This is a genomic window from Pseudomonas syringae KCTC 12500 (genome assembly GCF_000507185.2).
Lineage (GTDB): Bacteria > Pseudomonadota > Gammaproteobacteria > Pseudomonadales > Pseudomonadaceae > Aquipseudomonas > Aquipseudomonas syringae.
Window position 1 is genome coordinate 1,890,367 of the sequence record NZ_AYTM02000002.1, and the last position, 16,804, is coordinate 1,907,170.

Genomic DNA, 16,804 nt, shown 5'->3' on the forward strand with positions numbered 1-16,804 from the left:
CCGACCATGCTGCATATCTTCTGTCCTCACTGTGGCGAACTGCGCTCCGAAGAGGAATTCCACCCGTCCGGTCAGGCGCACATCCCGCGCCCGCTGGACCCCGGTGCCTGCACCGATGAGCAATGGGGCGACTACATGTTCTTTCGCGATAACCCGCGCGGCCTGCATCACGAACTGTGGATACACGCCGCCGGTTGCCGCCAGTATTTCAACATGACGCGTAATACCGTGACCTACGAGATTCTCGAGACCTATCCGATCGGTACCAGGCCGCAGTTCACGGATCAGGGAGACAAGGTATGAGCCAGACCCATCGCCTGCCCAACGGCGGCCGTATCAATCGCAGCAAGGTGCTCAACTTTACCTTCAACGGCCAGACCTACCAGGGCTTTGAAGGTGACTCGCTGGCCTCTGCCCTGCTCGCCAACGGCGTCGATATCATCGGCCGCAGCTTCAAATACTCCCGCCCGCGCGGCATCTTCGCAGCGGGTTCGGAAGAGCCCAATGCCGTGCTGCAGATCGGCGCGACCGAAGCGACGCAGATCCCCAACGTGCGTGCCACGCAACAGGCGCTCTATGCCGGACTGGTGGCGACCAGCACCAACGGCTGGCCGAGCGTGAATACCGATGTCATGGGCATTCTGGGCAAGGTCGGCGGCAAGCTGATGCCGCCGGGTTTCTACTACAAAACCTTCATGTACCCGCAATCGTTCTGGATGACTTACGAGAAGTACATCCGCAAGGCTGCAGGCCTCGGTCGCTCGCCGACCGAGAACGACCCGGACAGCTACGATGCAATGAACCAGCACTGCGACGTGTTGATCGTCGGTGCGGGCCCGGCCGGTCTGGCCGCTGCCCTGGCAGCAGGTCGCAGCGGTGCCCGAGTGATCATTGCCGATGAACAGGAAGAGTTCGGCGGCAGCCTGCTCGACAGCCGTGAAAGCCTCGACGGCAAACCCGCCACTGAATGGGTGTCGACGGTCGTCGCCGAGCTGAAAAGCCTGCGCAACGTCACCCTGCTGCCGCGTGCCACGGTCAATGGCTATCACGATCACAATTTCCTGACCATCCACGAGCGCCTCACCGACCACCTGGGTGATCGCGCGCCGATCGGCATGGTCCGCCAGCGCATGCACCGGGTACGTGCCAAACGTGTGGTGCTGGCCGCGGGTACTCACGAGCGTCCGCTGGTCTACGGCAACAACGATGTGCCCGGCAACATGCTGGCCGGTGCCGTATCGACTTACGTTCGTCGTTATGGCGTGGCGCCGGGCAAGAAACTGGTGCTTTCCACCAACAACGATCACGCTTATCGCGTCGCTCTGGACTGGCTCGACGCCAGCCTGCACGTGGTCGCGATTGCGGATGCACGGCATAACCCGCGCGGGCCGCTGGTTGAAGAAGCGCGGGCCAAAGGCATTCGCATCCTGACCGGCAGCGCGGTCATAGAGGTCCGCGGCAGCAAGCGCGTGACGGCTGCCCGCGTTGCCGCCATCGACCTCAAGACGCACAGCGTGACCAGCCCAGGCGAATGGCTTGAATGCGACGTGGTTGCCAGCTCCGGCGGCTACAGCCCGATCGTGCATCTGGCCTCGCACCTGGGCGGCAAGCCGGTCTGGCGCGAGGACATCCTCGGCTTCGTACCGGGCGAAGCACCACAGAAACGTATCTGCGTAGGCGGAGTCAACGGCGTCTACAGCCTGGCTGACAGCCTGGCCGATGGCTTCGAAGGCGGCGTGCGCGCTGCCAGTGAAGCGGGCTTCAAGGTGGTCGAAGGCGTGATGCCCAAAGCCCTCAGCCGTGCTGAAGAACCGACGCTGGCACTGTTCCAGGTGCCGCACGAAAAAGGCACCGCACGCGCCCCCAAGCAGTTCGTGGACTTCCAGAACGACGTCACCGCCGCCGCCATCGAACTGGCAACCCGCGAGGGTTTCGAGTCGGTCGAGCACGTCAAGCGCTACACCGCGTTGGGTTTCGGCACCGATCAGGGCAAGCTGGGCAACGTCAACGGTCTGGCCATCGCCGCCCGTTCACTGAACGTGACGATCCCGGAAATGGGCACCACTATGTTCCGCCCCAACTACACGCCGGTGACCTTCGGCGCGATAGCCGGGCGTCATTGCAAACACATCTTCGAACCCGTGCGGTTCACCGCGCTGCACGCCTGGCATGTCAAAAACGGCGCCGAGTTCGAGGACGTCGGCCAATGGAAACGGCCGTGGTACTTCCCGAAAAACGGCGAAGACCTGCCCGCAGCCGTCGCTCGCGAATGCAAGGCGGTGCGCGACAGCGTTGGCCTGCTGGACGCTTCGACGCTGGGCAAGATCGATATTCAAGGCCCGGATGCACGCGAGTTCCTCAACCGCATCTACACCAACGCCTGGACCAAACTGGACGTCGGCAAGGCCCGCTATGGCCTGATGTGCAAGGAAGACGGCATGGTCTTCGATGACGGGGTCACTGCCTGTCTCGCTGACAACCACTTCCTGATGACCACCACCACGGGCGGCGCAGCGCGTGTCCTGCAATGGCTGGAAATCTATCAACAGACCGAATGGCCGGACCTGAAAGTGTATTTCACCTCAGTGACCGATCACTGGGCGACCCTGACACTGTCCGGCCCCAACAGCCGCAAGCTGCTCAGCGAAGTCACCGATATTGATCTGGGCCGTGAAGCCTTCCCGTTCATGACCTGGAAGGAAGGTCTGGTCGCCGGTGTGCCGGCCCGGGTATTCCGTATCTCGTTTACCGGCGAGCTGTCCTACGAGGTCAACATTCAGGCCGACTACGCCATGGGCGTTCTGGAAAAGATCGCCGAGGCAGGCAAGCAGTACAACCTGACGCCTTACGGCACCGAGACCATGCACGTGCTGCGCGCAGAGAAGGGTTTCATCATCGTCGGTCAGGATACTGACGGCTCGATGACGCCCGACGATCTGAATATGGGCTGGTGTGTGGGCCGTACCAAACCGTTCTCCTGGATCGGCTGGCGCGGCATGAATCGCGAAGACTGCGTCCGCGAACAGCGCAAGCAACTGGTCGGCCTCAAGCCGGTGGACCCTGCCAAATGGCTGCCGGAAGGTGCGCAACTGGTGTTCGATACCAAACAGACGATTCCGATGAGCATGGTCGGCCACGTGACCTCCAGTTACGCGCACAACTCGCTGGGCTATTCGTTCGCGATGGGCGTGGTCAAAGGCGGCCTGGCGCGTATGGGCGAGCGGGTCTTCGCACCCTTGGCCGATGGCAGCGTGATCGAAGCCGAGATCGTTTCTTCGGTGTTCTTCGATCCGAAGGGCGAGCGGCAGAACATCGAGTAGCACGCGATGAGTCGATCATCCGCAGCACACAGAATTCAAGCAGGTGAATCATGAGCACAGCCAACGTTTACCAGCAGCGCCCGACCACCGACGTCAAAGCCGAGTCGCCGCTGTTCCATGCAAACCTCGACAGCCTGATTGGCAAGGGGCGCGCCAGCCCGGGGGTTTTCCTGCGCGAGAAAAAGCTGCTGGGGCACCTGACGATTCGTGGCAATGCCCACGATCCGGCCTTCGCCGCTGGCGTACACAAGGCGCTGGGCATGGAGCTGCCCGCCGCGCTGATGCTGGTCATCAACGGCGAAAGCTCACTGCAATGGCTTGGCCCGGATGAATGGCTGCTGATCGTGCCGAGCGGCGAAGAGTTCGCGGCAGAACAAAAGCTGCGTGAAGAACTGAGCGGGCAGCACATCGCGATCGTCAATGTCAGCGGCGGGCAGTCAATCCTTGAACTGAGCGGGCCGAAGGTACGCCAGGTACTGATGAAGTCAACCAGCTACGACGTGCACCCGGACAACTTCCCGGTGGGCAAGGCAGTCGGCACTGTGTTCGCCAAGTCGCAACTGGTGATCCGCCGGACCGGTGAAGAAACCTGGGAGCTGCTGGTCCGCCGCAGCTTCTCGGATTACTGGTGGCTGTGGCTGCAGGATGCGAGTGCCGAGTACGGGCTGAGTATTCAGGCGTGAAGCGCCGGGGACCTGGGCTGAAACCTTAGCGTCAGTCTTAATGAGGACTCCTGCTGGAGCATTGGCACGATAGCCGATACGGTGATTATCGTCCCCACGCTCCGCGTGGGAATGCAGTTCCGGACGCTCTGCGTCCTGCTTGAGCATGCTGGCTGACACTGTCAGTCAGATTTGCGGATAACGAATACTCTGGAGCATTCATTTAATGAGCCGCGCGCCCGACACATGGATTTTGACCGCCGACTGCCCCAGCATGCTGGGCACGGTAGACGCAGTGACGCGCTTTCTGTTCGAGCTGGGTTGCTACGTCACAGAACACCACTCCTTCGATGACCGCCTCTCGGGACGCTTCTTCATCCGTGTGGAGTTTCGTCAGCCCGAGGCTTTCGACGAACAGGGATTCAGGGCCGGGCTGAGTGAGCGCGGCGAAACGTTCGGCATGATCTTCGAACTCACGGCGCCCAACTACCGGCCAAAAGTCGTGATCATGGTCTCGAAAGCCGATCACTGCCTCAATGACCTGCTCTATCGCCAGCGTATCAATCAACTGTCCATGGACGTGGTCGCGGTGGTGTCCAATCACCCTGATCTTGAGCCACTGGCTGGCTGGCACGGCATTGCGTACTACCATTTCCCACTGGACCCCAACGACAAGCCCGCGCAGGAAGCCAAAGTCTGGCAGGTCATCGAAGAGTCTGGTGCAGAACTGGTGATTCTTGCCCGCTACATGCAGGTCCTGTCTCCGGACCTGTGTCGCAAGCTGGACGGCAAGGCGATCAATATCCACCACTCGTTACTGCCCGGTTTCAAAGGCGCCAAGCCTTACCATCAGGCTTACAACAAGGGGGTGAAGCTGGTCGGTGCCACGGCGCATTACATTAACAACGATCTGGACGAAGGTCCGATCATTGCCCAGGGCGTGGAAGTGGTCGATCACAGCCACTATCCCGAAGACCTGATCGCCAAGGGTCGAGACATCGAAGGACTGACACTGGCCCGCGCGGTGGGTTATCACATCGAACGGCGGGTGTTCCTCAACGCCAACAGGACGGTGGTTTTATAGGCGCAAGCTGCAAGCTGCAAGCTGCAAGCGATCCGTATTTCTTGCCGCTTGAAGCTTGCAACTGTTCTTCTCTGCTCTAAATCTGTTTCACCACAATAAAAGCGAGGTGACATGTATGTCTGGTAATCGCGGTGTAGTGTATCTCGGCGCTGGCAAGGTCGAAGTGCAATCAATTCCTTTCCCGAAAATGGAAGATCCACGCGGCAAGCGCATCGAACACGGCGTGATTCTGCGCGTGGTCTCCACCAACATCTGCGGCTCCGACCAGCACATGGTACGCGGCCGCACCACGGCGCAAACCGGGCTGGTGCTCGGTCATGAAATCACTGGCGAGGTGCTGGAAGCCGGTCGTGACGTGGAACATCTGAAAGTCGGTGATCTGGTTTCTGTGCCATTCAACGTGGCGTGCGGTCGCTGCCGCAGTTGCAAGGAACAGAACACCGGCGTCTGCCTGACGGTCAATCCGGCGCGTCCCGGTGGTGCCTATGGCTATGTCGACATGGGTGACTGGGTTGGCGGCCAGGCTGAATACGTGCTGGTGCCTTACGCGGACTTCAACCTGCTCAAACTCCCGGACCGCGACGCGGCGATGGAGAAAATTCGCGACCTGACCTGCCTGTCCGACATCCTGCCCACCGGCTACCACGGCGCAGTGACTGCCGGGGTTGGCCCTGGCAGCACGGTTTATGTTGCAGGCGCCGGCCCGGTCGGCCTGGCTGCGGCGGCGTCAGCACGCTTGCTGGGCGCTGCCGTGGTGATCGTCGGCGACGTGAACCCGACGCGTCTGGTTCATGCCAAGGCCCAGGGCTTCGAAATTGCCGACCTTTCCCAGGACACTCCCTTGCACGAACAGATCGCTGCCTTGCTCGGCGAGCCTGAAGTGGATTGCGCCATCGACGCCGTAGGCTTCGAAGCACGCGGTCACGGTCATGCTGGCGCTCAGGCCGAAGCACCCGCCACCGTTCTCAACTCGTTGATGGGCGTAGTGCGCGTCGCAGGCAAGATCGGCATCCCCGGCCTGTACGTCACCGAAGACCCGGGAGCCGTGGACGCCGCCGCAAAAATGGGCAGCCTGAGCATCCGCTTCGGTCTGGGCTGGGCCAAATCCCACAGCTTCCACACCGGCCAGACCCCGGTCATGAAATACAACCGCCAGTTGATGCAGGCGATCATGTGGGACCGCATCAAAATCGCCGACATAGTGGGTGTCGAGGTGATCAGTCTGGATGATGCTCCGCGGGGGTATGGAGAGTTCGATTCGGGCGTGCCGAAGAAGTTTGTGATTGATCCGCATGGGTTGTTTGGCGGGAGTTAGTCTCGCACTGGCAACATTGATCTACCTCATCAATCCTAGGGTGCAATGTGGATTATTCCACTCTGCACCCTAGCGACGTATAGACTCAATAGACTCGCTAATTGTTTTATTTTTTAAATCTTTCCCATAAGTAGGTAGCCAAACGAGCAAGTCATTACCTGGCAGGCTGTTCATAGCCCGCTCAAAGGTCGGAAGAATCGCTTCCGGCGCATGAACGGGCTTATTTTCGATAGCCCAATAATAGTTCGGCGGAGGTACATCTTCTTTATAGACCGAGCTTGAAAGTCGATCTAACCGTGCCTTGTAAACTTCTTTCAACTCACCGGGAACGGTCAAACCTTTCTGATCATACTTTGCTATGACTTGGCTCGCACGATCTACATTTTTCCGGGCAGCAATTATTTTTTCATAGTGATTATTCAACACGCGCCTCGGGTTTTTAATCACCCTCACTGCTCTCAATATAGGTTTAAAAATATTAGGTATATGTCCATTTTTATCCTCTCGATTAACCGGATCCCCCTCACAGTACCCATACGCATTCACCCCACCCTCACCAAACGGGCTCAGACTGTCCGGGCTGTTAAACCTCATCAACACCGGGTTAAACGCCCGATACCCGTTACCCAGCAAATAGTGCCCCGTCACCGGGTCAACCCGCTGGCCGGTAAAGCCCGGCAGGCTTGCGGGGCCTGAAGGATGACGATGTCCGTAAGGCGTGTAGGCAAATTCCAACCCCTGAGCGGCGGTCACTGACTGCTGTTGATCCGTCGCCAACAACACGCCGTCGCGCTGATTATTTTCTGCACTCAGGCACGCCAGCAAATGCTCATCCGTGCGCATAAGCGTGTGCTGGACCTGCCCCTGAATCTGCGTAGCCAGGTGTGTCTTCTGATAAAAAAGGCGAGTGCTATCCTGCCCCGCAGGCGCGCAATCGGCCAGGCGATCCAATGGATCGTAGCGATAGACACAGAGCACGGACTGCCCGGACGAAGCCATGTTGTCACTCCTTTGAAATCACCCATGGCAGCAAGTCTGGGCTGACTCCGTGCTTGCGCCCAGCTAGCAGAACTACTAGGTGCCAGGCCGAAAGGCGCTGGGCACAGTCACGCTGGCACTCAGACCGAAACGCCCGCCATCGTGGAGCCTGATGCAGACGTGACGAAGAAATTTGTAATTGATCCGTGTGGGTTGTTGGGTATGACTTGAACACTGCCACCTTATTATCACCTTCATGATTAAAAGCCCCCACCTACCCTCTAACCAACTGGGTGGTTGGCCTTTATCGGAATCGACTTGGCACGTCTATCGGCTTCTAGGACGATTTATTGCCACCCCGATGTTTTCCAACCACCCTCTCATAATATTTTTGATCATTATCCATAACATACGGCACCCGACCATCTCTTCGAACAACTGCTTGATTATCTCGGACCTGCTTAATAAGCAGTTCATTAGCTCCGTGAATGTCTATTGCATTACCATGCGCATCCACGTAGTTATATCGACGAGGAACAGGCGGCGTGATATCGCTCAGTTGCCCTTGCTTGGGAGGAAGGGCCGGCGGAATGCCGTTCAGCTGCCCTGTCTTGGGAGGGCGGGGTGGTGGGACAACAAGGTGTGACGCATCAATAACACCAGATGCAGACAAAGGTACGCTCACCGACTTAGTTGAAGTAGCAACCTGTGTGGACCCGGAACTCTCCGCAGAAGTAACCAACGGGGAAGACATAGAATCTTGGCTACCTCTTCGACCAAGTAAACGCTTTTTTACACTGCTTGCTCTTTTCAAAAACTTCACTAAAACCGTTGGCCAATGCCCGCTCGGATCAACCCGATTAACCGGATCCCCCCCACAATACCCATACGCATTCACCCCACCCTCACCAAACGGGCTCAGACTGTCCGGGCTGTTAAACCTCATGAACACCGGGTTAAACGCCCGATACCCATTGCCCAGCAAATAGTGCCCCGTCACCGGGTCAACCCGCTGGCCAGCGTAGCCAGGCAGGCTCATCGGCCCTGCTGACGGATGACGATGCCCGTAAGGCGTATAAGCAAACGCCGCCCCCTGAGCCACAATCACGGACTGCTGCTGATCCGTCGCCAACAACGCGCCGTCGCGCTGATTATTTTCTGCGCTCAGGCACGCCAGCAAATGCTCATCCGTGCGCATAAACGTGTGCTGGATCTGCCCCTGAATCTGCGTAGCCAAGAGTGTCTTCTGATAAAAAAGGCGAGTGCTGCCCTGCCCCGCAGGCGAACAATCGGCCAGACGATCCAACCCGTCGTAGCGATAGACGCAGAGCACGGATTGCCCGGACGAAGCCATGGTCTCATTCCTTTGAAATCACCCATGGCAGCAAGTCTGGGCTGACTCCGTGCTTGCGCCCAGCTAGCAGAACTACTAGGTGCCAGGCCGAAAGGCGCTGGGCACAGCCACGCCGGCGCTCAGACCGAAGCGCCCGCCATCGTGGAGCTTGATGCGGACGTGACGAAGAATTTTGTTATTAATCTGCCTGGTTTTTTGGTACAACTTGACCACCTGCAGTATGGGTAACCTATAGCTACCCGCCCCTATCACAACGCAGCAATACGCAACAACATTCACGCTACTTATTTCGAAGCTTAGTAGGCTTATAGATAACAGGATTATAACTAAAGCTGGAATATTCGGAAGAGCCAGGCACGTGAATATTACTTTTAAGAAGCAACAGCCCTTGATCATACCGATTTTTACCGCTACCCAGCCAGCGAATAGAGGCAGACTTCCCAACAATCATGGATGAAATTTTTTCCGGATCCGGATAGGCAAACACCTCTGAAATATAGCCTTTAACAGGCTTTTTTGTAATTTTCGAAAAAGAGGCCGCAAAGGAGTTATCTCCCCCTGTAGCTGAATAACACATAACCAACCTTATTTGCTTATACTTATCAAAATTCACACCAGACGCCACCACTGAGTTGTATAGTTGCTCAGGACCTAAGCCTTGGTTCGCTGCTCTCATCTGATGATATCCATGTTCTTTGATTGGTACTTTGTAGCCGTGCGCGTAGAAATTAATTCTTTTCGCACCGTTGGCGGTGTCTTCAAAACTTATTAAACCCTCTGAGACAATTTTCATATTTTTTAACGGTTTAGGTTTGAAAAAACGCATAACGTTCACCAGTGGCCTGAAAAGCGAGAACATATGCCCGCTCGGATCAACCCGATTAACCGGATCCCCCCCACAATACCCATACGCATTCACCCCACCCTCACCAAACGGGCTCAGACTGTCCGGGCTGTTGAACCGCATTAGCACCGGGTTAAACGCCCGATACCCATTCCCCAGCAAATAGTGCCCCGTCACCGGGTCAACCCGCTGGCCAGTAAAGCCCGGCAGGCTTGCGGAGCCTGAAGGATGACGATGTCCGTAAGGTGTGTAGGCAAATTCCAACCCCTGAGCGGCGGTCGCGGAATGCTGTTGATCCGTCGCCAACAACGCGCCGTCGCGCTGATTATTTTCTGCGCTCAGGCACGCCAGCAAATGCTCATCCGTGCGCATAAGCGTGTGCTGGATCTGCCCCTGAATCTGCGTAGCCAAGAGTGTCTTCTGATAAAAAAGGCGAGTGCTGCCCTGCCCCGCAGGCGAACAATCGGCCAGACGATCCAACCCGTCGTAGCGATAGACGCAGAGCACGGATTGCCCGGACGAAGCCATGGTTTCACTCCTTTGAAGTCACCCATGGCAGCCAGTCTGGGCTGACTCCCTGCTTGCGCGCAGCTAGCAGAACTACTAGGCCGTTCCGCCTGCAGGACGAAAAACGCCGGGGACGCGCCCTACTCCCGCACAGCCCTCACCCATACCGAATAATAATGCTCCTGCACGTAGGCGTTGCTGTCAGGTTCCGGCGACCCGCGCATGCTGTCGATTGACGGGAAAAGACCAAGGTTCCAGTTCCGTCTGGCGGGCAATTGCGGCGTGACTCCATTTTGATCAGGCTCACGTGCAGGCTCGGACAAATCCGAGGCCAGCACGCCGGTAATCTGCCCGTTCTGGTCCAGCACTTTCCCGGCCACGAACATGAAATGAAACGGGTAGTCAGAGGACGGGCTGCCCTCCAGCCCACCTCGCTCGATGAAACCGATACCTTCGCCGATCTCGGGAAATGACTGCTCGCCGACAAAGTAGTCAGAGTGGTCGCGTGCACTTATCCAGTCATCGAGCGCTGTTGTCGTGATATTCAGGCTCACCGGCTGGCCATCCTGCAGGGCGACGACCTCGACATTGGGCACCAGGGGCGTCGGATCGCCCAGGCTCTCGCCCCGGTAATCGAACGCGACTTGCCCACCGGCATATTTCGAGACCAGAAATTCGGTGCTGGAGATGCAGCTTTCAGGCACCGCTGCCTTGGCTTCAAGCCTCACATAACCGTCACGATCCGCTGCGATGGAGTGGAACAGACTCAATGGCACATTGAGCTTGCCGGGCACCAGAACGTCGTCGTTCATGATGTGCAGGTCTTCATGGTGAACCTGAAGCGTTCCGCTCGCCGTGTCATGAGCGGAATGGGTTTCGTGGGTTGCCAAACTACCGGCCGGCCGCCGGGTGCGGATGCTGCAGATCATCTGATCGATGACATTGCCGCCCTTGAGCGCTGGCCGGTTGATCAGCGTGAACTCATGCCCGCCGATGTGACGCACCCAGGGCAGTGCCAGGGTCTCGGCGCGCGACCGGCCTTGCGGCGGCACCAGCAGAAACACCCCGTTGCGCTCATCCCAGTCGGCCCGGTAGATCCTGCCATTATCCAGCTTGATGTAGTCACGCCCTTCAATCGAGTAACTGCCGCGCTTTGGCCCGCTGCTGATCGCCTCGGCACCGGTCAGGTCGACAGCCGCGCTGGCAATCCCCACACCTCGGGTGCGCTCGGGATAAAGGGCGTCGTCGATGTGCAGTTGCAGTTGCGCACCGCTCAGATGTGCATGCTCGGCCGGCTGCTCCAGGCTGGTGACCGACTCATAGGTATAGCCGCGCTGCGAGGAGAGAAAAATGCGTCGCGCATCGGTTTCCGAGACATCATCAAGGGACAGCACCGCGATACTTTCGATTCTCGACGGGTCGGTAAAACAGGCTTCGATATCATCGATGACAGACCCCGAATGACTCAGGTAAAACTCGTCGTGGAGATGCCCCGCCAGCATGCCGAGATGCCTGGCAGGCGAATGGGCGAACCAGGCTTTCTCGCCTGACTTCAGGCTGACTTCTGCCATCATCAGGTTGTTCCGGGCCAGCTTCTCCTGAAGCTGACTGACGAAGCCGCTCCGCTCGCTGGCGAGCGGCGGAATGTTTTCCTGTGCAGCCAGAAGCGGCTCGTTCAAACGAAGCTGTTTGAGGATATTTTCCCCCAGGCTCAACTCCCGAGATCTCGATGCCGCCCCCCACTCAATGGTATGGCCCAGCAAGGTGTTGGCCAGCGCCGCCTGGTTACGCGCAGCAAAAAGAATGGCCAGTTCCGCGGGGGTATCGAGTACATAAAAGGGATTTTCCACCGTGGTAATGGACGAGGGCAGCCGCGATTTGATTTTGGCCACAGCGTCGATGTTCCTGGCAACCCACTGAGGGTTGCGTGCGTAGGCTTCGTTCGCTGCCTTCGAACCGTAGAACAGCTCCAGCGCAAAGTCATCATGGGCAATCCCGTTGCGATAATCCGACTGGTCGCGCCACAGGTGGGGCAACGCTCGCTTGGGATCTGCTTTCGGACTGATTTTCTGCAAAGTCAGAGCAACAGGTGGCTGGTCGTGCAACGTCTCGCCCGGCGCCAGCGCCAGGAAGTTCTCGATGGGCACAGTGCCGCGGTAGTGAACACCGCGATCCGCTTCGATCACCAGTTCCTGTCCGCTGCCATCACTGAGCGTCGCCAGGACACCCGCCACGGTCTTTCTGCCGACCAGACCTTGCAGCGTGTCGCTTAGCCGGACGGTCACGAACATGCCTTGAGCCGCGACGATCTCTGCCTGGATTTCAGGCTTGTAGGCCGGTATGGCAGGCAACATTCTGGCGACTTCCATGCGGCTGCCGTCAGCGCGAATGAAGGCGGTCGTCTCGACATCGGTGCCCGCATGTTCGAGTACTTCGACATGACCATTACGCTCGGTGACGTATTTGTGCTCGATCACACCAAGCGCCATGGTCTGCTGGCTTACCCTGCTATCTGCGTCGATGACCCGCACGGAGACTGTTTCAAGCGTCGCCACGCAGTTGTCATACCAGCTGACCGTGTTAGCGGGAGCCAGAAAACGTTCCGGGCGACCGCTGAAGCCAAGCGGAAAATCTTCGGTGTGGGCAAAACGTGAAAGCTGCGGGGCGTCGACCGTTGACTGCGGATGCCTGCGCCATTGCCCTGCTTCCAGGTCCAGCGCATGCAGAGGTCGCAATTCCGTTCCTGCCACCCCGCTGACCGCCCGGCAGGCAAAGCCGTTGAGCATGTAGATCTTCTCGCTGATGCCACCCAGCAGCACCGCCCGAGCGCCACCTTCGACCATCGCGTTGCCGTTCCAGTCGAGGCGCGTGACCTTTCTGCCCGTCGGCCGCTCGGATATCTGCCCATCCTCGGAAACCCGCCAGTGAGAGCTGCTTGTGGACGGCCGACGCCGCGCGAGGTGTTCGCCCTCGATGGCATCGCTGTGCTCAGGGTGTCGAACCGTTTCGGTCAGATCAGACCGGTCAGACACGGCGTGCTGGCTGACGGTCGGTTGATCATGCGGTCTCGCGGACCGGAGCCCCTTCACCGCTGATATGCCGCAATGCAGCGCCGAATGCAGACCGACCAGCATAAAGCCGAAGTTCTTCACAGACTCCTCGTAGTCGTTGGCCTTGATCGACTCGCCGAGGGCCTGGACCTGCTGGCTCATCGTCCAGATATTGGTGCCTTGCAGCATCAGTACACCCAGCACCCTGGGAGGGACCGTGCGCATTTTGCACAGCACCAACTCGGCAATGATGTTGACTGCATCCATCGCGATGCCTTCATCATTGCCGTCGTAAATATCGAATCCCAGGTTGATGAAGTTGCCCAGCACAGGAATCAGTCCGCCGACCTGATGCACCAGTTGCAGCACATGCTGTGCGCTGGTCGACATGTTCTGAATGTCATCGTCGTTCGCCCGGGCGCTCAACATCTGCCTGAACGCCAGAGCACTGGCTTCAAGCCGGACCTTCTCGTCGGCGTTCAATAACTCGATGCAATGAACCGGTCTGTCACTGTCCGACAGCGCAGTCCCTTCCAGAGTCTGCAGGCGCAAGGCGGCCGTACCTGAAACCAGCACGAGCCGCTCGGCCTCCAGCGCCCGGTAGGTTTCGGTCGCCCGGATCGCGTAATTCTCGGCCTCAAGTTTGAACGCTGCCTGTGGCGCGGTCAGTCGAGCAGGCAGCTGGCCGTTGTTGACGAAGGCAATGTTCGCGTCGAATAAGCCGGTCAGCTTCGCTTGCAGGGCGTCCAGACTTGCTGTGTAACGGGTTTTATCGGCGAGCGCCTGAGCCAGTCGCCCGAGCCGTTCATCACGATTGTCGGCAAGCGCCAGCTCGCGGCGCAGGTCTTCGTCATACACCACACTCAGCAGTGTTCGATAACCGGCCGACTCTTCATGCTTGAAAAACGTGCCGGTATTGATCCAGCCGGCCTGGTAGCTGATATCGAACGAAGACCGCGCAATCACCGGCCAACAGGATTCGTTCAGCCCCAGATAACGACACAGTTCACGCGCCACGAACTCCGGCTGGGTAGGCTGCAGAACGACTTGCAGTCGCTGTTGATCCTCGAGGTTCTGCGCAATCACTCTGTAGTAGGTGTTGACTGCGTCATTCAAGCGCCGCGCATAGGCCGCCTGACGCTGCGCGTGCGGCAAAGCCGGCAGGTCCTCCTGGTAATGGGCCAGCAGATAACGGACCGCGCGCTGCAATGTCACCGAGTGGCCGACGTCCCATTGCACCTCGCGCAACTCCTCGGTCAGTTCCACGAACCGCGACCTGATGACGTCATAAGCCCCAAGCGCAAGGGGATCCACGTACAGAAACGGAGGTTCTTTGCTGCGGATATCGAAGGCTTCGATGTCGATATCGCTCAGCGAATGGCTACGCTGGACAGGATTGGGCACGATCACTTCCACGATCAGCCGTTCGATATTGATCGCCCCCTCGGCTTCGCCATAGCGAATGGTGTTGATCATGTAAGACGACAGTTCCTGGCGCGCCGCGTCGAAGTATCCGGCAAGATCCTTCGCGCGCCAGGGATTGACGGTGTGCTGCTCGCGGTAGACATCGTGGTGGCCGTCGCTGTCGTAGACAACCAGTTTCAGGGTGATGCCACCGGCTTGCTGGAACATTGCCAGCAGCGCGTTTTCGTTGTCTTGCAGCGATGCACCGAAATGCCGGTAGCTGTTCAGCAAAGTGCGACATCGATCAAGATGCCACCGCATCTCCTTCTCCAGCTCAAGGTCGATGACACCGTAATCGTCAGTTCCATGCGCCTGGACCTTGTGCTGCCGAAAGGTGTAGACCTGCGACGTATCGAGCATAAAATGCTGGTGTTCTGCGAGGGTGAAAGGCAACGCGCGCGCAAGCATCGCGAGATGGGCTTCGCGCTCTCCGGGCAACAGCGCAGTGATCACCTGCAGCAGATCGTCTCGTGTGGCAGCCAAGGGAATGTCGACACCGTAGTAATCGAGCAGACCATGCAGTGAAACGGCTTGATCGTCGCGAATGGCCAGAATGCACCTGGCATCCGCCGACTCCAGATGCGGCGCCAACGGGGTCAGGCTGTCCGTGAAACGGATGACCCGCAGGTGCAGGTCTGACAGCGTGGCATACGCAGGTTGCCGCCCTCTGGAGACGCCCTGCAGTTGCAGCAAGTGAACCGGCCTGCCTTCATTCATCCTGACATGCAGCACACAGGTGAAAGGCTGTCTGAAATCCATCTGAGTCTTGTCGACCAGATCAAGAACGTAGCGCAGGTCTTTACGGCGTACCCCGGGCAACAGATCTTCATCGATATCGCCAGCCGGATCCACGCGGGCGATAACCCGCAGCAACGTCTTGAACTGCTGCAATATCGAACTGCCAAAAGCGACGCCGGCAAACAGCGGCGAGTCGTCAGCTACGGCCATGAACACGCTGTTGGTCATACAGGTGCCGGTCTTCACGTCCCGCAGGCGTGCGCGCAGCGTATTCAGCAACCTGGGGTAATCGCCCCGGGCGCGATCGATGCGCTCGGCTCGGACGCTCGGCGAATGGGACTCGCGCTGATGACTCTGCGCAATATCGAACACCGCCTTGGCCAGTTCGTGCTCGGGGCCCGCATCCGATACTGGCGAATCGACGGAACGGGCAACACGTTCGGTGCTGTCGCCAAGCGCGTTAAGCTCATCGTCAAACAGCACTGATTTCAGGGTATTCAGGAGTTCGATGTCGTCGGCCCATCGCCCGAACGAGCTGGCTGCTCCGAGTACCTGGATCTCGTCCAGAAGCGTGAAACCTTCAGGCCGGGGCCGTTGGAGAATGGCGGCCAGCTGCTCGCTACCCTCAGTTGTCAGCATGTGCTGAAGACTTTCCCGGCCGGCAGCTGATATGGAAGGAAGTGATGCGGTGTAGGTGTCGGTCATTGCTGATGCTCCGTGCATTCCAAATGACCGACACCATGCTGTTTCGCGGAAAAAGCCGGGTAATACATAGATGTTCTATGACAACGCCGGGCACACCGGGAACAAGCTTCTGTTCCTCCAGTCAAACCCTCTGCTTCATCGCCCACTCACGGGCGGTTCCGGTTCGATAAAGGTGACGCAATGAAAACTGCACGCGCAATGGCTTTGGCAACGTTGATGGCGGTGGGTGCAAGCCCTGCATTCGCCTTCAATCTGAATGACGCCGCGAACGCGGTCTCCAATGCCACCAATGGCAATCAGAAAGCCACGGCGGCACCCGAAGTCGCGGGGCTGCTCAATACCCTCGGTACGCAGCTCAATGTCACCCCGGAACAGGCGGTTGGCGGGACGGGCGCATTGCTGGGGCTGGCGAAAAACAAACTGACCAGCACCGATTATTCGCAGTTGGCCAAATCGGTTCCGGGACTGGAGCAAATGTCCGGAACGTCCGCGCTGGAAAGCCTGGGCGGCGCCAACGGGCTGGGCAGCCTGCTGGGCGGCAAATCGGGCAATAGCTCGATGCTCAACAGCGCGCTGGGCAACGTGCAGAGCATGGGTGATGTGAATAACGCCTTCAAGGCGTTGGGCATGGACAGCACAATGGTCAGCCAGTTTGCCCCGCTGATTCTGCAGTACCTGGGGCAGCAAGGTGCCAGCGGTTCGGCGTTGCAGAGTTTGAGTGGGTTATGGGGTGCCGGGAGCTGAACCGGACCTTATACGCGTAGCCGCCCTCAATATATCTCC

General features: G+C 58.5%; 10 protein-coding genes. 6 read left to right on the forward strand and 4 right to left on the reverse strand.

What is annotated here, in order from left to right; translation table 11 throughout:
* Positions 1-6: 6 nt before the first annotated feature.
* The 5 genes from V476_RS08830 to fdhA all read left to right on the forward strand — a co-directional run bounded on the left by V476_RS08830 (position 7) and on the right by fdhA (position 6,381).
* The gene (locus V476_RS08830) at positions 7-303 is read left to right on the forward strand and encodes a sarcosine oxidase subunit delta (protein WP_003316160.1); all 297 of its coding nucleotides are present in this window, start codon (positions 7-9) and stop codon (positions 301-303) included.
* A complete protein-coding gene (locus V476_RS08835) occupies positions 300-3,320 on the forward strand; it encodes a sarcosine oxidase subunit alpha (RefSeq protein WP_024961248.1) in 3,021 nt (1,006 codons plus the stop codon). Before V476_RS08830 ends, V476_RS08835 begins: the two co-directional genes overlap by 4 nt.
* Before the next feature lie 50 nt (positions 3,321-3,370).
* The gene (locus tag V476_RS08840) at positions 3,371-4,003 is read left to right on the forward strand and encodes a sarcosine oxidase subunit gamma (RefSeq protein WP_003411878.1); all 633 of its coding nucleotides are present in this window, start codon (positions 3,371-3,373) and stop codon (positions 4,001-4,003) included.
* Between the two features lie 205 nt (positions 4,004-4,208).
* Positions 4,209-5,066: a formyltetrahydrofolate deformylase gene (purU, locus tag V476_RS08845; RefSeq protein ID WP_024961247.1), complete on the forward strand. Its 858-nt coding sequence runs from the start codon at positions 4,209-4,211 to the stop codon at positions 5,064-5,066.
* Positions 5,067-5,181: 115 nt separating this feature from the next.
* Complete coding sequence (fdhA, locus tag V476_RS08850) at positions 5,182-6,381, forward strand: formaldehyde dehydrogenase, glutathione-independent (RefSeq protein WP_003420021.1); 1,200 nt, start codon at positions 5,182-5,184, stop codon at positions 6,379-6,381.
* Positions 6,382-6,450: 69 nt separating this feature from the next.
* On the opposite strand, the gene V476_RS28835 is transcribed toward fdhA, so the two are convergent.
* The 4 genes from V476_RS28835 to V476_RS08875 all read right to left on the reverse strand — a co-directional run bounded on the left by V476_RS28835 (position 6,451) and on the right by V476_RS08875 (position 16,021).
* Complete coding sequence (locus tag V476_RS28835) at positions 6,451-7,380, reverse strand: RHS repeat-associated core domain-containing protein (protein WP_024961246.1); 930 nt, start codon at positions 7,378-7,380, stop codon at positions 6,451-6,453.
* Positions 7,381-7,696: 316 nt separating this feature from the next.
* A complete protein-coding gene (locus tag V476_RS26890) occupies positions 7,697-8,713 on the reverse strand; it encodes an RHS repeat-associated core domain-containing protein (RefSeq protein WP_080278620.1) in 1,017 nt (338 codons plus the stop codon).
* Positions 8,714-8,993: 280 nt separating this feature from the next.
* Positions 8,994-10,085, reverse strand: a complete 1,092-nt coding sequence (locus V476_RS28840; protein WP_024961243.1) for an RHS repeat-associated core domain-containing protein — start codon at positions 10,083-10,085, stop codon at positions 8,994-8,996.
* A gap of 119 nt (positions 10,086-10,204) precedes the next feature.
* Positions 10,205-16,021 (reverse strand): hypothetical protein, encoded by a 5,817-nt coding sequence (locus tag V476_RS08875; protein WP_024961242.1) that lies wholly within the window; start codon positions 16,019-16,021, stop codon positions 10,205-10,207.
* Positions 16,022-16,201: 180 nt separating this feature from the next.
* Here V476_RS08875 and V476_RS08880 point away from each other — a divergent pair, with 180 nt between their 5' ends.
* The gene (locus V476_RS08880; RefSeq protein ID WP_024691901.1) at positions 16,202-16,765 is read left to right on the forward strand and encodes a DUF2780 domain-containing protein; all 564 of its coding nucleotides are present in this window, start codon (positions 16,202-16,204) and stop codon (positions 16,763-16,765) included.
* Positions 16,766-16,804 lie beyond the last annotated feature (39 nt).

What these genes read in the sequence shown, in the direction of transcription:
- V476_RS08830 (WP_003316160.1), top strand. Translation starts at nt 7, where the DNA reads ATGCTGCATATCTTCTGTCCTCACTGTGGCGAACTGCGCTCCGAAGAG.
- V476_RS08835 (WP_024961248.1), top strand. Translation starts at nt 300, where the DNA reads ATGAGCCAGACCCATCGCCTGCCCAACGGCGGCCGTATCAATCGCAGC.
- V476_RS08840 (WP_003411878.1), top strand. Translation starts at nt 3,371, where the DNA reads ATGAGCACAGCCAACGTTTACCAGCAGCGCCCGACCACCGACGTCAAA.
- purU (WP_024961247.1), top strand. Translation starts at nt 4,209, where the DNA reads ATGAGCCGCGCGCCCGACACATGGATTTTGACCGCCGACTGCCCCAGC.
- fdhA (WP_003420021.1), top strand. Translation starts at nt 5,182, where the DNA reads ATGTCTGGTAATCGCGGTGTAGTGTATCTCGGCGCTGGCAAGGTCGAA.
- V476_RS28835 (WP_024961246.1), bottom strand. Translation starts at nt 7,380, where the DNA reads ATGGCTTCGTCCGGGCAGTCCGTGCTCTGTGTCTATCGCTACGATCCA.
- V476_RS26890 (WP_080278620.1), bottom strand. Translation starts at nt 8,713, where the DNA reads ATGGCTTCGTCCGGGCAATCCGTGCTCTGCGTCTATCGCTACGACGGG.
- V476_RS28840 (WP_024961243.1), bottom strand. Translation starts at nt 10,085, where the DNA reads ATGGCTTCGTCCGGGCAATCCGTGCTCTGCGTCTATCGCTACGACGGG.
- V476_RS08875 (WP_024961242.1), bottom strand. Translation starts at nt 16,021, where the DNA reads ATGACCGACACCTACACCGCATCACTTCCTTCCATATCAGCTGCCGGC.
- V476_RS08880 (WP_024691901.1), top strand. Translation starts at nt 16,202, where the DNA reads ATGAAAACTGCACGCGCAATGGCTTTGGCAACGTTGATGGCGGTGGGT.